This window comes from Sulfuricurvum sp. (assembly GCF_049277495.1).
Taxonomy (GTDB): Bacteria; Campylobacterota; Campylobacteria; order Campylobacterales; family Sulfurimonadaceae; genus Sulfuricurvum.
On the sequence record NZ_JBASYM010000014.1, the window covers coordinates 45,775 to 61,453 of the forward strand.

The window sequence follows — 15,679 nt, forward strand, 5'->3', positions numbered from 1 at the left end:
ACATGAGTCGCTAATTTAAAAACTGCGGTTTTCCTGTATGGAAACCCTGTGCATAGGTCACACCCAATTCGGTAATATTTTTGAGGACTTCCTCTGAAGTGACATACTCTGCTACGGTGTCGATACCGATACGATGGGCAAAGTCGACGATGGCTTCAACGACGATTCGATGGCGGGGATTTTGATCGATCGATTTGATGAGAGAACCGTCGATTTTGAGGATATCGACATTAAGTTTTAGAATATTTTCAAAATTGGAATATCCTGTACCGAAGTCATCAATGGCGATTTTAGCCCCCAATGCTTTCATACGTCCGATAAATGAGGCCACTTCATCAAAATTTTCGATCCCTTCTGATTCCAATATTTCAAAGATAACACGATTCGCAGTACCCGTTTGGCGAAGTATATTCTCGATAGTCGCGACGGTGCGGCTGTCTAAGATATCACTGCTGGAAAGGTTAATGGAAAATTGTTCATGACGTGAGGCAAACAGGTTGCATGATTGGTAGACAACTTCTTGGGTAATGTGGTGATAGAGCTTTGTTTTTTGGGCAATCGGCAAAAATTCATAAGGGCCGATCAAAGAACCGTCTTCATTGCGTATCCGTACCAAGGTCTCGAATTTTTCAATTTTACCGCTGATGCACGAAACAATCGGCTGATATTGGCAGACAATGCGGTGTTCGACCAAAGCTTGCCGGATTTGGGCTGACATGGCAATATTGGCCTGGTACTGTTGCTCGATCCCCTCTGATTGATCATACACCGAATAGGGAAGCTTGAGCTTGCGAGCTTTATTGAGAGCGACGTCTGCATGTATGAGGGGTTTGTCGCTATCAACCGCAATACCGACCGTTGCACGGACATGAACGGTCTCATCGGCAATCATAAAGAGCTTTTCGCTTAAAAGAGAGAGGAGTATTTCGATATCGTGACGAAACTCTGTCGTTGAACTTCCGGGCTTTAAACGAAACGCAAACTCATCGCCGCCGAGACGGTAAGGGGAAAGTTTCATTTCGGTAAGCCAATGGGCAATTTGGGTGAGAAGCCAATCTCCTGCATCGATACCGAAAAAATCATTGATCTCTTTAAAATCATCAATATTTAAAATGGCGACGGTATTGGAAGGTTTCACATTCAGGTCTTCTTGGAGTTTAAGACGATTCGGAAGTGCAGTGAGGTTGTCATAATAGAGGTGGCGTGTCGCTTCATGGGTTTGTTCCGCAACTTTGATCTCTAAGTTTTTATTGATAGATTTGATCTCATGAGAATATTCATAGACCCGATTTTGCATCGACTCAAAGGCATGGATGATTTGAGAAAATTCGCGTTGGGTATAGGGGATATCAAAAGTGATTTTTTCTCCCGGTTTGAAGTTTCGGACTTTTTTGGCAATTAATTTGATGGGTAATAAAAGATGGTTGATCCACAACAGCATCAATAAAAGGGTAATGAATACACTGACCGCAATCCAGCTGTATAGAGTATAAAAACGATCCATCGTTTTGGTGAATTCTTCACCCGAATAGGTGAGTGTCATCAAACCGATCGGTCTGAGCGTAGACGGTTCCATCAGATTTTTTGTTACTTGGATCGATTCATAGGGGGAATTCATCCCGTTACTGCGGTAATCCAGAAGAATTTTTCCATCAGCATCTAAAATACGCAATGCAATGACTTCATTAAGCCGTGTGATAGCAGAAAGTTTTTCCCCCATATCTTTAATCCCTAAAAAGAGAGACAATGATACGGAAGGTTCCACGGCATCGAGTAATAAAACGGCCTTTTCATTTTGAGAATTCATGGTCAAATCACGGACAATCGAAAAGGTGATCAGTGTAATCGTCGTGAAAATAACAAAAGAGATGATAATCATCATTGCAAAGAGTTTGGTCGAAAGGCGGGCATGTTTAAAACGGTTCATTCAGTCAGCTTTGCAATTTGGAATAAAGTATCATTAAAACGGAGGTTACCGAGTTTCAATACATTTTTATTGATATAAATAATCGTTGAACGCTCAATAGTAATAGAGCCTAAAACCCCGAGTTCGAGATCACCGACATTATATGAAAATGTGGCAATAGAATTAGTGCTTCCCCATTTTGCCACTTTTTTTATGGATGGAGTAGACATTTGGGTTAAATAGATAAAGGCTATATCATGTCTGTTCGCTAACTCATCCGCAGAAAGGACGATGGTAGCAAAGGGGATGTCAGCTACTTTTCCGTTGTAGTATTGGACCATGTCATCAGCGATCTTTTGGGCATTTGCTTTTCGGTTGTTGTCGTAGATAACGGCGAGATTTGCTTTATTAAGGGTAAATTTGGAGGTTATTTTCGTATCAAGCGCCATGATCTTAGGAATCATTCGAATATGGGCATTCAGCAAAATCGGATCTTCGGCTTCAGCCAATAAAAAGCCCAGTAACAGGATAAGAACAGAGCGGATCAAAACTTCCATCCTGTACGAAGCCAGAAACTGCGTCCCGCCACGGGATAATCATCTCTGTACGTTGAAGCGGGCGAGGGGTAACGGACTATCGTGTTATTGATATTCTTGACAACCCCTTGAGCATACCATCCGTTATGGGTGTTCATACCCCATCCCAAGGCGATGTCCAGGGTATTGTATGCGGCTAAATCGTCGCGCGTATCCGGAGAATAACGCTTTTTGGAGCCGACATATTGCCAGACGCCCCCCAAGGTCCAATCATTCGTGAAATCGTAGGCATAGGCGGCTTTGATCAGATGTGAAGCGGTGTAGGGGATAGAAGCTACATTGTGCTGATTATCTTCTGTTTTACCATGGATATAACTGTAGGAGAGAGAGACGGTATCTTCCGAAGAGAATTTTCCGTGCAATTCGGCTTCAGCTCCATCAATGGTGCTTTTTCCGTAGTTTTGGAATTTTCCACTCTGGTCACGAACAATTTGTTGGGAATTCTCACTGTAAAAAAAGTTGAGTCCCGCAGTGAGACTGGAATCCAGTTTGCGTAGATATTGTGCTTCGATGGAATAAACATGTTCATGGGTGAGATCAGAATTACCGGTTCCATAGGGGCTGGGAGCAAGATACATCTCTTGAAAAGAGGGAAATCGTTCACCGGATGCCGCCATCAGTTTGAAAATATCATTGCGGGTCGGCTGATAAACGACGGCTGCTCGACCATATCTATGTGATTCTATATCGGAAGTTTGTATTTGGCCTACGGTCAATGCCACGGCTGTCATCTCATTGAGGGTGATCATATCGGTGAGATAGAGATTCGTTGTCTGACGCTTGGCACTTTTGGCATCGATAAATGCCAGCGGTGTATCGGAATAATCCACCATTCCGGTTCCCGTGAATTTATTCGTCGTGACAGAGTGCATATCGACAGCTTTATCCCACGTCGATTCCATTCCTGCAGTGAGGCGGTGGGAATCAAATCCGTCGTAATGAACCGATGCCCCGCCGGCGATTCGGCGGCTTTTGATGAGCAAGGATGCATAGTATCCATCCGGTAAAACGATGCTATTGTAGACAAAGTTCGCAGGCAGGGGGAGAGAATCACTTTGCCAGGTATTTTCCATAACGGAAGATTTGAGAACAAGGTTCATCTTTGAAATCAAGGGGAGAGTATATTGGCCTTGAATATACCATGAAGGCTGTTGAAGTTTTCCATCTTCGTTCGGGAGGATATTCAGATTCCCGAACGCACTGTCGCTTTGATAATCGTTGTAGCGACCGCGTACAATGAATCCGTTGTTTTCATAGGTTATCCCAAAGCCTTTCTGCTCCATCCCTAATTGGGCATATCCGGTTCGTCCTGCGGCATCGATAACACTAATGGGAGTCTCTTGATCATGACGTTGTGTAAATGCATCAAGAGAGAGTTTCCACGTTTCGCCGCGATATCGGCTCCATCCACCCATTCCGGACATACCGTTGTTTCCGCCCCAGCCAAAGACCGTTCCGATGTCGGAACTAAGGGGATCATGCTGTGCGCGGGTAATGACGTTGATCGTCCCTGCATATCCGTTCACCCCTTCGATGAAGCTCCCTGAACCCCGTACCACTTCGATCCGGTCAATCAGCTCGACCGGAAAATCGAGATAAGAGTTGTAATTGCTGAAAAGATCGTCATTGACAACCACTCCGTCAATAACGAGGGTTGATTGGCCATAAGCGGTTGGATTGGAACCCCGAAAAATAGGTGTTCGATTATTCATCGTATTGGTAGCCATATCCACGCCGGGAATAAGCATAAGAGCTTCCCCCAATGTTTTGATGCCAAATTTTGAGATATCGTCTCCGTGTAATATGGAGAGAATGAAGGGCTGATAATCGATATTATGATTCATTTGAGTTGCCAGTTCAGTGGTCTGCATCATATCTTCATTCAGCGATGTGATAAGAGAACTTTCATTGGCATTGAGAACAAGGGCGATCACGGAAGCGGCATAAACAGAAACTTTCACAAATCCCCTTAAATCATTATGTTCGCTATTGTTACTAAGGGAAGTTTAAAGGATACTAAAAAGGAGTGCGACAATGGCGAATAGAAGGGATTGCGTGTAATATTCGTCTATATTTATGAGTTATTATTAAGATTTTAATTAAATAAAACTGTTTTGTTTTTTCCTTCTTGTTTGGCCTGATATAAGGCTTTGTCCGCACGCCCCATAAAATCATCATAATTATCACCGATTCGATGGGTTACAGCCCCGATACTGACGGTCATATGGATGGTTTTACCCATGTAGATTAAATTGCTGTGTTCAATTTTACTGCGGATCTTATCGGCAACGGCAAATGCCTGGTCTTTTTCGCATCGGTTCAGTATGACGGTAAATTCTTCTCCGCCGAAACGATAGACTTTATCTCCGCCGCGTATGACGGATTTGATTGTCTGGGCTAAAAAATAGAGGACTTTATCTCCGGCCAGGTGGCCGTGTACATCATTAAGGGCCTTAAAATTGTCGGCATCTATCATCATGATCACCATCGGCAGGGTTTTACTTTGTCCCGCATGAATAGCTGCAACCAAATCTTCAATGAGCCCTTTGCGATTGGTGATTTGTGTGAGAGGGTCGATCGTGAGTTCAGATAAAGCTTGCTGTAATTCACTGCTGAGCTGTTCAATCCGCGTTTGAGCTTTTTTGAGTTCAGCTGACATATTCTTGCCCAATTCGCTCAATCCATCGACAAAATGAACACACCTCTCCACTCCTTCCTGAGCCGCCTTGCTGATATAGTTTTCCTGCAGTTCGGCAACATGGGAAATATCGGCATGGGTTTCAACAAAAGAAATGATTGATCGATGGGCTATATCAAGATAACGTGATAAATCATCATGTATCTGTGTAAGATTTTCATCTTCTTTTTGGGCTTTAATCAGAGTCTCATCGGCCTGCTCGATAAATATTTCATCAAAGTATTTTTTGTAATGAGAAGGATAGGGCGGGATTTGAAGTGCACGAAGGGTAGAAACTGTTTGGTCATGAATGGAAAATATTTTATCATAAATCTTCGTATCACTCATGTTTGCCTTTCCGACTGATTTTAGTAAAGATGATTGTATCATTTATATGTTCAAATAAAAAGTGCACTCTGCGTTGCATTAATTTTGGTTATTTCTAAGTGAGGTTTTGATACTCTAATTTTAAAGATACCCAAGGATCCGATGGAATGGATGAGTCCAATACGTTAAAACAGCTACGAACTTCATTGCAGCCGTATTCGTTGTTATACGTAGAAGATAATGCCGGATTAAATGCTCAGGCCACCGCATTGTTTAAAAAACTTTTCGAGTCTGTATACAGCGCGTATAATGGAGAAGAGGGGCTAAAACTTTTTGAACAACATCGTCCAGCTATCGTCATAACCGATATTACCATGCCGAAAATGGATGGATTGACAATGGCGGAGGCGATATTAAAGATTGACTCGGAAGTTAAGGTCATTATTACTACCGCCCATGATGATCAAGAATTTCTCCATAAAGCTATTCGGATAGGGATATTTGATTTTTTAACCAAACCGTTGCGGATAGATATTCTTACCGAAACTCTCACCCGGTGCAGCGCTTCATTGAGAGAAATTCTCCATCACAAAATTTTCAACTCGAATCTCCATGCGATCTTTAATTATCAAAACAGCCTTGTTTTATTGCTGCAGGGAGAAAAGGTTGTGATGGCGAATCAGCCGTGTTTAGAGTTTTTCAATAGCGAAAGTATGGAGGCTCTCCGCACCCGTTTTGACGAGTTTGGAAAACTGCTGCTGGAGCATAACGGTTTTTTGTACGATCATGATAGATTTCATTGGTTTAATGAATTGACCCAAAACCCGGGAAAGTTGTTCAATGTCAAAATCGCCGGCAAGGATGATACGCATCACCATTTTATTCTCCGATACCAAAGTATTCCGGAAAAAGAAGGATACGGTGTCCTTTCGCTGAACGATGTATCGGAACTGGGTCTGCTCAAGCTCTACGATGCCTCTTCCGTTGAAAGAGAACGCTTGGCAAAAGATGAAAAAATGGTCCGAGGCTTGCTGGATATGGCAATGCGGAACGGGGCTAAAATCCGTGTACACAACCTCTATAAAGGTCTCAGTATTACCAATGACGGGTTAATCGAGAAGATTGATGAAAAAGAGGTTACTCTGAAAACCCCTTACGTGCAGCTCAAAGCAATTCAGCATGAGGAAGTGTTTTATCTAACCTCCGAGCTATTTCCCATGGCAATTTTCTGCAGCAACATTCAACGTCTTGATTTTGATGTGCAAAGTGTCCATTTTAATCAATATCATTTGGTCCAAACCTCACCGACGCGTAGGAGTGCGATCCGGATAGTGCCGGATGAGAGTTTGACGATCACTTTTTTATATGAAGGGCGTAAATTTGAAACCGATCTTTCTATCATGGATATATCGATGAATGCCGTACGTCTTTTATTTTCCACTCTTCCCTCAGGGTTAGCGGTAAAACAGTCTGTTGTACTCGATATTGTAATCAAATTGGGACAGCGCCCGGTTATTATAAACACAGAAGCGGAGGTATTTCGGATCCATCACGAAAAAAATCGTTATGAGGTTGTATGTATGTTTGAACTGCACGGGACAACACAAAAAAATCTGATTGATTACATTGCGAAACGTCAAATGGTGCTTATACGCGAATTTAAAGGAATACAATATGAAAAATGAGACGCTGCTTTATGATGATGGAAACCACAAATGCGTTATGTTCAGTCTGGAAGACGAAGAACATAGTGAATACTCTCTTTCCGTCAACCAGTTTTTAATCATTCAGCGCGACAGTGCCGTATTGATCGATCCGGGGAGCGGAGGGATTTTTTCAGAACTTTATGATGCCGTATCGGCACATATCGATCCGCAGAAGATCAAATACATATTTTTCTCACACCAAGACCCCGATGTTGCCGGAGCAATTTCCGAGTGGAGCGTTGCCACTTCGGCTAAACTGATTATGTCGCAGTTATGGACCCGTTTTATGGGACATTACGGCTTGATGGATATGGGGCGCATTATTGCATTGGAAGACCACGGAGCGCGAATCAATTTCGAACATGATTTTTTGCAATTCATTCCGGCTCATTTTCTCCACAGTCCGGGAAATTTTTCGCTCTATGACAGCCGATCTAAAATACTCTTTTCCGGTGATATCGGTGCTGCGGTTCTTTCTCCTCAGAACCTTAACAAGCAGGTGGACGATTTCGAAGAACATCGGCCTTTTTTAGAAAGTTTCCATGGGCGGTATATGGCATCCAACCGTTTTTGCCGTGCATGGGTCAAATGTGTACGCTATCATGAAATCGATATCGTCGCTCCGCAGCACGGGTCATTATTCAAAGGAGAGATTGCGCAGCAGTTTTTATCCTGGTTTGAAGAAGTTGAAGGGGGCCTAGAGAAGTGTGAAAAACTTTATGGCTGTGATTAATATTTTCTGTAGAAATATAGTATAAGCAATAGTAATTTACAAGGTCTGATTCTATAGCCGGTTCTAAGCTAGGAGAGGTACAATGCGCGCCAATATAAAGGAATTTTGAAATGGCAACCGTACAAAAAATTATCATCAATCAAAAACTATACGGTTCGATCGAAATGCCCGAAACAGAAGCTGCCCGCAGAGTATTAACCGTTGTGACACGGGCTTATGAAACCCGAAAGCCTATGAGAGCTGCTATGCTATTTTCTCCGGGCAAACTCCGTGCGCTCAAAGTCTACCAAACTGGGGGAGCATGGCAGGAACTGCTAGATTTGGAACTTTATATCGAGTTGGGGAAAATATTGCGGTTTAATACGGACGATGCGGTTAAACTCAAAAACAGTATTGAACTGATCAACGATATGGCGCATACCCATTTTAATATTTCCAAGCGGCTCGGTTTGGTGAACAAAGAACGCAAATCTCCGGCAAATGAAAGCTATCTTTTTTGGGATATCGAAAACTTTTCGAATATCGCACCGATGTTTAATGATCTGATCGACAAATATACGATTCCCGATGATCATATCTATATCGCTGCTAACCCGGACTCTCTTTATCTCTTCAAAGACGAATGGGAAGCCAATTTGTATGATTATGGGAAAACGCTTAAATCGTTTCATTTTACCAAATGCGATCATGGTAAGAATGTTGCAGATGGGATTTTGCTGGAAAACTTTAAACAGCTCCGACTGCGCAATGCCGATGTCTATGTCATGACGTTTGACCGGGAACTGAAAGATTTTTTTCGCGAGGCATGTGATACGAGTAACAATCTTTATATGATGGTATAAGCTATTTCCGTTTTAAGGAACGGCAGAGTTCTAAAAAACGTTCTCCGTAGCGTTCAAATTTCACTTCTCCCACACCACTGACACCAAGCATATCTTCTTTGTTCGTCGGCAATTTTTCCGCCATTTCAAAAAGTGTTTTATCTCCGAACACGATGTAAGCCGGAATTTTATTCTCTTTGGCAATCGCGGCACGTAATATTTTAAACTCTTCGACAAATTGAGGCAGATGGGTATCGTACGATTTTGTTTTCGAAACGGCTTTTTTCGGTGCCAAGCGATCTTGTTTAATGCTAAGAGACTTTTTTCCCCTGAGAATTTCTGCACCGACCGTGGTTATTTTAAGGGCTTTATACTCATCAGGTTCAAGGGCACTGATTTCTATGAGCCTTTTGGTAATCGTATTCCATGTTGTTTTACTGATGTCTTTTCCGATCCCGTAAACGCTTAGTCTCTCGTGGCCGTTAGAGAGGATCTTTTCTTTATTTTCTCCGCAGAGCACTTCTGAGAGGTAGAGTGCGCCGAACCGTTCGCCCGTCTTGTAGGCGCAGGAGAGGAGTTTTTGAGCTAATACCGTAATGTCGGTTTTGAGTGTGTCGGAGTCGAGACAGTTATCGCATTGTGTTTTGCAGGGATCAACCGTGTCATTGAAATAAGAAGCGATCAGTTTATGTCGGCACTCTTCGCCATTGGCGTAATCCATTGCCGATTTTAGTTTTTGAAGGATCATCTCCTGGTAGCCAAGATCTGCATTACTTTCGATCAGCCGCTTTTTGTTATAAAAATCCGTTCCCGAATAAAAGAGGACTGCTTCGGAATCGACACCGTCACGTCCGGCCCGTCCGATCTCCTGATAATAATTTTCGATTGTTTTGGGAAGAGAGGTATGGATAACGAAACGGATGTCCCCTTTGTCGATCCCCATTCCGAATGCGACGGTAGCGACTATGATTTGTGTTTCATCATTTAAAAAAGCTTTGTGGGTGTCATGCCGGTGTTCTGCAGTCATTCCTGCATGATACGGCAAACACTTAAAACCATTTTTGACTAGAAATTCTGCCAGTTCTTCGGTCTCTTTACGTGAGAAGGCATAAACGATGCCGCTTTCGCCCTTGTGCTTTTTCAAAATAGTGATTAGTTCAGACCGCCAGGCCGTATCACGCTGATGAAGCGTTATTTTGATATTTTTACGTAAAACCGGAGCCCGCAGTATCAGCGGATTGTTCAAACGCAATTGAGAAAGGATGTCTTCACGTACTTTCGGGGTAGCAGTTGCGGTGAAGGCGGCAATAGGTGTGCTTGGGAAAGCTGCTCTCAGTTCTCCAAGCCGTCGATAGTCATCACGGAACTCATGTCCCCATTCGCTAATACAGTGCGCTTCGTCAATAACGAAAAAATTGATGTTCAATGTTCTGAGCAGAGAGGTAAAGTGCTCACTTCCCAATCGTTCCGGGGCAATATAGAGGAGTTTTAATATACCGTTTTTGATCTTCGTATAAATTTGCTGTAATTCTTCGGAGGTTTGGGCGGATGAGATCATCTCCGCTTCGATTTCCAACTCCTTTAACGCGATAATCTGGTCTTGCATCAGAGCAATCAGAGGAGAAACCACAACTGTCACTCCATCCATCATTAATGACGGAAGCTGATAACATAGTGATTTGCCGCCTCCTGTTGGAAGCAACATGGCTAAATCCCGTCCGCTTACTATAGCATCGACTGCTTCTTCTTGCATCGATCTAAAATCAGAAAATCCAAAGGTCTGCTTGAGAATTGAATATTTTTGGGTGGTGATGTCCGACACATAAAACCTTTGGAGGATAACTGAATCGGAGTTTATAGAGAAAGGGGAGTGATGTCAAGAGCTTAATAAAACTAAAACCGGTCAAATCGCCGAAATGCTATATATAATAGAAGGGGATTTTTAACGTAGGCGGAAACATAATGTAACGATATGAAGTCATTCTAATTTACATGTAATTTCTTTTGGATTACTCTTGACATCTAAGTCTAAATCCCCTATAATTCCCGTCCACAAACGATGAGACGCTTCGAAAAGAAGGGTTAAGTTTGAGTTTGAGATCATTGAAAACTAAGTAGGTCAAACGGTTCGAGACTTTCTCGAAGACGTTGACCTTTATGTCAACACAATACAACAACCGTCTATTTACTTTGACTGGAAACAGTCACCAAAAAGTAAAATAGATAACAATTTATGAAGCCAATGATTTTAACATCTTGGGTCATAGGATTGGACAAACCAATTATGGAGAGTTTGATCCTGGCTCAGAGTGAACGCTGGCGGCGTGCCTAACACATGCAAGTCGAACGATGATAGGAAGCTTGCTTCCTTGATTAGTGGCGCACGGGTGAGTATACCATAGATAATGTACCTCTTAGTTTGGGATAGCCACTGGAAACGGTGATTAATACCAGATACTCCTTCTCGTTATAAGACGAGTCGGGAAAGTTTTTTCGCTAAGAGATCAGTCTATGTCCTATCAGCTAGTTGGTGAGGTAATGGCTCACCAAGGCTATGACGGGTATCTGGTTTGAGAGGATGATCAGACACACTGGAACTGAGACACGGTCCAGACTCCTACGGGAGGCAGCAGTGAGGAATATTGCACAATGGAGGAAACTCTGATGCAGCAACGCCGCGTGGAGGATGACGCATTTCGGTGTGTAAACTCCTTTTAAGAGGGAAGATAATGACGGTACCTCTTGAATAAGCACCGGCTAACTCCGTGCCAGCAGCCGCGGTAATACGGAGGGTGCAAGCGTTACTCGGAATCACTGGGCGTAAAGGGTGCGTAGGCTGGCTTCTAAGTCAGATGTGAAATCCAATGGCTCAACCATTGAACTGCATTTGAAACTGGGAGCCTAGAGTTCAGAAGGGGCAGATGGAATTAGTGGTGTAGGGGTAAAATCCGTAGATATCACTAGGAATATCAAAAGCGAAGGCGATCTGCTGGGATGATACTGACGCTGAGGCACGAAAGCGTGGGGAGCAAACAGGATTAGATACCCTGGTAGTCCACGCCCTAAACGATGAATGCTAGTCGTCGGGGAGCTCGTCTCTTCGGTGATGCACTTAACAGATTAAGCATTCCGCCTGGGGAGTACGGTCGCAAGATTAAAACTCAAAGGAATAGACGGGGACCCGCACAAGTGGTGGAGCATGTGGTTTAATTCGAAGATACACGAAGAACCTTACCTGGCCTTGACATCCCGAGAACCCTTAAGAGATTAGGGGGTGCTAGCTTGCTAGAACTCGGTGACAGGTGCTGCACGGCTGTCGTCAGCTCGTGTCGTGAGATGTTGGGTTAAGTCCCGCAACGAGCGCAACCCTCGTCGTTAGTTGCTAACAGTTCGGCTGAGCACTCTAACGAGACTGCCTTCGCAAGAAGGAGGAAGGTGAGGACGACGTCAAGTCATCATGGCCCTTACGGCCAGGGCTACACACGTGCTACAATGGGGCGTACAAAGAGCTGCAATACCGCGAGGTGGAGCCAATCTCTTAAAGCGTCTCTCAGTTCGGATTGTTCTCTGCAACTCGAGAACATGAAGCTGGAATCACTAGTAATCGTAGATCAGCTATGCTACGGTGAATACGTTCCCGGGTCTTGTACTCACCGCCCGTCACACCATGGGAGTTGATTTCACCCGAAATCGGGATGCCAAACTGGCTACCGCTTACGGTGGAATTAGCGACTGGGGTGAAGTCGTAACAAGGTAACCGTAGGAGAACCTGCGGTTGGATCACCTCCTTTCTAAGAGTAACGACGAGTCATTCATTTGACTGCGTCATCTTAAAAATCTCACAGAGTATTGTCTTGACCGTTTACCTACTTAGTTTTCAGTGATCCATGTTATTTGACATAATACATATGGGTTTGTAGCTCAGCTGGTTAGAGCACACCCCTGATAAGGGTGAGGTCGATGGTTCGAGTCCATTCAAACCCACCATTCGATCACTTATCTGGGGAATTAGCTCAGCTGGGAGAGCGCCTGCCTTGCACGCAGGAGGTCAGCGGTTCGATCCCGCTATTCTCCACCAGAAACGTGTGAAATCAGAAAAAGAAGTCTGATTCAAGTACTTAAATGAGAGTATTTGAATTAGACTTTTAAAGTCTAATGTTATTTGAATTATTATTGTTAAGTCGTCAACTAAATATGTTAACCATAGAGTAATCTATGGAGAAACACTATTTACTGTATAGTGAATAACTATACAACGTAACTACAAACACATTTCACCGTCTTATTCTTAATAAGGCGGTGAGCGCAAATTAGAAAAAGATATTAAGGGCCATAGGTGGATGCCTTGGCTGGTAGAGGCGATGAAGGACGTATTAGGCTGCGATAAGCCTCGGGGAGCTGCCAAAGAGCTTTGATCCGGGGATTTCCGAATGGGGCAACCCACTGTATCGCGAGGTACAGTACCCTACGGGGGGCGAACTCAGGGAAGTGAAACATCTCAGTACCTGAAGGAATATAAATCAAACGAGATTCCCAAAGTAGCGGCGAGCGAAATGGGATTAGGACAAACCGGTTACTTGTAACCGGGGTTGCGGACTGCATACGGCATTGCGAGTCGATAGATGAATCAGCTGGAAAGTTGAACCACAGAGGGTGATAGTCCCGTAATCGAAATTGACAAACAGCTAGCAGGATCCAGAGTAGGTCGGGACACGTGTTATCTTGACTGAAGCCGGGGGGACCACCCTCCAATCCTAAATACTACTACCAGACCGATAGCGAACTAGTACCGTAAGGGAAAGGTGAAAAGAACTGCGGTGAGCAGAGTGAAATAGAACCTGAAACCTATGGCTTACAATCATTCGGAGCACTATTCTTTATGAAGTGTGACGGACTGCCTTTTGCATAATGAGCCTGCGAGTTGTGGTGTCTGGCAAGGTTAACCTAACGGGAAGCCGTAGCGAAAGCGAGTCTTAATAGGGCGAATTAGTCAGATGCTGCAGACCCGAAACTAAGTGATCTATCCATGAGCAGGTTGAAGCTGGTGTAAGAGCCAGTGGAGGACCGAACCGGTGGGTGTTGAAAAACCCTCGGATGACTTGTGGATAGGGGTGAAAGGCCAATCAAACTTAGTGATAGCTGGTTCTCTCCGAAATATATTTAGGTATAGCCTCGAGTCGTAACATGAAGGGGTAGAGCACTGACAGGGCTAGGGCTGCTTACCGCGGTACCAAACCCTTTCAAACTCCGAATACTTCATGCGTAATCTCGGGAGTCAGGCGGTGGGTGATAAAATCAATCGTCAAGAGGGGAACAACCCAGACTAACAGCTAAGGTCCCAAAGTCGTATCTGAGTGGAAAAAGATGTGGAGTTGCTGAGACAATCAGGAAGTTGGCTTAGAAGCAGCCATCCTTTAAAGAAAGCGTAACAGCTCACTGATCTAGCGATTCTGCGCTGAAAATATAACGGGGCTAAGATACGCACCGAAGCTTTAGATTCGTATTTATACGAGTGGTAGGAGAGCGTTCCAAACAGCGTTGAAGGTATACCGGTGAGGAGTGCTGGAGCGTTTGGAAGTGAGCATGCAGGCATGAGTAGCGATAAAAGCAGTGAGAATCTGCTTCGCCGTAAACCCAAGGTTTCCTACGCGATGCTCGTCATCGTAGGGTTAGTCGGGACCTAAGTCGAGTCCGAAAGGGGTAGACGATGGCAAGTTGGTTAATATTCCAACACCGACAATTGTTCGTTTGAGTGATGGGGGGACGCATAGAGTTAATCGAGCTCACTGATGGAATAGTGGGTCGAAGGACGTAGGAGGTAACACAGGCAAATCCGTGTTGCAATACTCCGAGATCTTACAGGCTCTTCAAGGACTTCGGTCTGCGAGGAGAATCGATGATACTGTCGTGCCAAGAAAAGCCTCTAAGCGAGAACAATTGTCGCCCGTACCGTAAACCGACACAGGTGGGTGAGATGAGTATTCTAAGGCGCGTGGAAGAACCCTGGTTAAGGAACTCTGCAAACTAGCACCGTATCTTCGGTATAAGGTGTGCCCTAAGTATGTGAAGGAGCTTGCCTCTGGAGCAGAACCGGGTCGCAGCAAAGTGTCCCTCCCGACTGTTTACCAAAAACACAGCACTCTGCTAACTCGTAAGAGGATGTATAGGGTGTGACGCCTGCCCGGTGCTCGAATGTTAAAAGGATGTGTCAGCGCAAGCGAAGCATTGAATTGAAGCACGAGTAAACGGCGGCCGTAACTATAACGGTCCTAAGGTAGCGAAATTCCTTGTCGGTTAAATACCGACCTGCATGAATGGCGTAACGAGATGGGAGCTGTCTCAACCAGGGATCCAGTGAAATTGTAGTGGAGGTGAAAATTCCTCCTACCCGCGGAAAGACGGAAAGACCCCGTGCACCTTTACTATAGCTTGACATTGCTATTGGGATACTTTTGTGCAGGATAGGTGGGAGCTGTTGATGCTGTGACGCTAGTTGCAGTGGAGGCATCCTTGAGATACCACCCTTGAGTATTCTGATAGCTAACTCGCATGCGTTATCCGCATGGAGGACACTGTCTGGTGGGTAGTTTGACTGGGGCGGTCGCCTCCTAAAAAGTAACGGAGGCTTACAAAGTTCGGCTCAGAAGGGTTGGAAATCCTTCGTAGAGTATAATGGCATAAGCCGGACTGACTGTAAGACAGACAAGTCGAGCAGAGTCGAAAGACGGTCATAGTGATCCGGTGGTTCTGTGTGGAAGGGCCATCGCTCAAAGGATAAAAGGTACGCCGGGGATAACAGGCTGATCTCCCCCAAGAGCTCACATCGACGGGGAGGTTTGGCACCTCGATGTCGGCTCATCGCATCCTGGGGCTGGAGCAGGTCCCAAGGGTATGGCTGTTCGCCATTTAAAGC

The 15,679-nt window shown here is 44.5% G+C and carries 8 protein-coding genes, 2 tRNA genes and 2 rRNA genes; 7 read left to right on the forward strand and 5 right to left on the reverse strand.

Translation table 11 applies throughout. The features are described from left to right. Nucleotides 1-10: 10 nt before the first annotated feature. The 4 genes from WAO38_RS03875 to WAO38_RS03890 all read right to left on the reverse strand — a co-directional run bounded on the left by WAO38_RS03875 (nt 11) and on the right by WAO38_RS03890 (nt 5,527). The gene (locus WAO38_RS03875; protein WP_422234544.1) at nt 11-1,927 is read right to left on the reverse strand and encodes an EAL domain-containing protein; all 1,917 of its coding nucleotides are present in this window, start codon (nt 1,925-1,927) and stop codon (nt 11-13) included. Next, on the reverse strand, nt 1,924-2,454 hold the full coding sequence (locus WAO38_RS03880; protein ID WP_422234546.1) for a hypothetical protein: 531 nt from the start codon (nt 2,452-2,454) through the stop codon (nt 1,924-1,926). Before WAO38_RS03880 ends, WAO38_RS03875 begins: the two co-directional genes overlap by 4 nt. Continuing rightward, nucleotides 2,451-4,463: a TonB-dependent receptor plug domain-containing protein gene (locus WAO38_RS03885; protein ID WP_422234548.1), complete on the reverse strand. Its 2,013-nt coding sequence runs from the start codon at nt 4,461-4,463 to the stop codon at nt 2,451-2,453. Before WAO38_RS03885 ends, WAO38_RS03880 begins: the two co-directional genes overlap by 4 nt. 134 nt (nt 4,464-4,597) lie before the next feature. After that, nucleotides 4,598-5,527, reverse strand: coding sequence for a GGDEF domain-containing protein (locus WAO38_RS03890; RefSeq protein WP_422234550.1), 930 nt, complete (start codon nt 5,525-5,527; stop codon nt 4,598-4,600). A 146-nt stretch (nt 5,528-5,673) separates the two neighbouring features. Between WAO38_RS03890 and WAO38_RS03895 the strand changes: the two genes are divergently transcribed. From WAO38_RS03895 to WAO38_RS03905, 3 genes are all read left to right on the forward strand, one after another. Next, nucleotides 5,674-7,191 (forward strand): response regulator, encoded by a 1,518-nt coding sequence (locus tag WAO38_RS03895; protein WP_422234552.1) that lies wholly within the window; start codon nt 5,674-5,676, stop codon nt 7,189-7,191. Continuing rightward, complete coding sequence (locus tag WAO38_RS03900) at nt 7,181-7,945, forward strand: MBL fold metallo-hydrolase (RefSeq protein ID WP_422234554.1); 765 nt, start codon at nt 7,181-7,183, stop codon at nt 7,943-7,945. The genes WAO38_RS03895 and WAO38_RS03900 overlap by 11 nt, the downstream gene beginning before the upstream one ends. Before the next feature lie 110 nt (nt 7,946-8,055). Then, nucleotides 8,056-8,787 carry a hypothetical protein gene (locus tag WAO38_RS03905; protein ID WP_422234555.1) on the forward strand — a complete coding sequence of 244 codons (732 nt, stop codon included), beginning with the start codon at nt 8,056-8,058 and terminating at the stop codon, nt 8,785-8,787. Between the two features lies 1 nt (nt 8,788). Here WAO38_RS03905 and recQ read toward each other — a convergent pair whose 3' ends face one another. Then, nucleotides 8,789-10,588: a DNA helicase RecQ gene (gene recQ / locus WAO38_RS03910; protein ID WP_422234557.1), complete on the reverse strand. Its 1,800-nt coding sequence runs from the start codon at nt 10,586-10,588 to the stop codon at nt 8,789-8,791. Between the two features lie 459 nt (nt 10,589-11,047). Here recQ and WAO38_RS03915 point away from each other — a divergent pair. From WAO38_RS03915 to WAO38_RS03930, 4 genes are all read left to right on the forward strand, one after another. Then, nucleotides 11,048-12,557 (forward strand): 16S ribosomal RNA (locus tag WAO38_RS03915). 119 nt (nt 12,558-12,676) lie between these two features. Continuing rightward, nucleotides 12,677-12,753, forward strand: a tRNA-Ile gene (locus WAO38_RS03920). Between the two features lie 15 nt (nt 12,754-12,768). Continuing rightward, nucleotides 12,769-12,844: transfer RNA gene (locus WAO38_RS03925), tRNA-Ala, on the forward strand. Between the two features lie 235 nt (nt 12,845-13,079). Then, nucleotides 13,080-15,679: ribosomal RNA gene (locus WAO38_RS03930) — 23S ribosomal RNA — on the forward strand; the annotation flags it as partial.

Excerpts from the sequence above, each read along its gene's own strand:
- WAO38_RS03900 (WP_422234554.1), top strand. The coding sequence starts at position 7,181 with ATGAAAAATGAGACGCTGCTTTATGATGATGGAAACCACAAATGCGTT.
- WAO38_RS03895 (WP_422234552.1), top strand. The coding sequence starts at position 5,674 with ATGGATGAGTCCAATACGTTAAAACAGCTACGAACTTCATTGCAGCCG.
- WAO38_RS03875 (WP_422234544.1), bottom strand. The coding sequence starts at position 1,927 with ATGAACCGTTTTAAACATGCCCGCCTTTCGACCAAACTCTTTGCAATG.
- WAO38_RS03890 (WP_422234550.1), bottom strand. The coding sequence starts at position 5,527 with ATGAGTGATACGAAGATTTATGATAAAATATTTTCCATTCATGACCAA.
- WAO38_RS03905 (WP_422234555.1), top strand. The coding sequence starts at position 8,056 with ATGGCAACCGTACAAAAAATTATCATCAATCAAAAACTATACGGTTCG.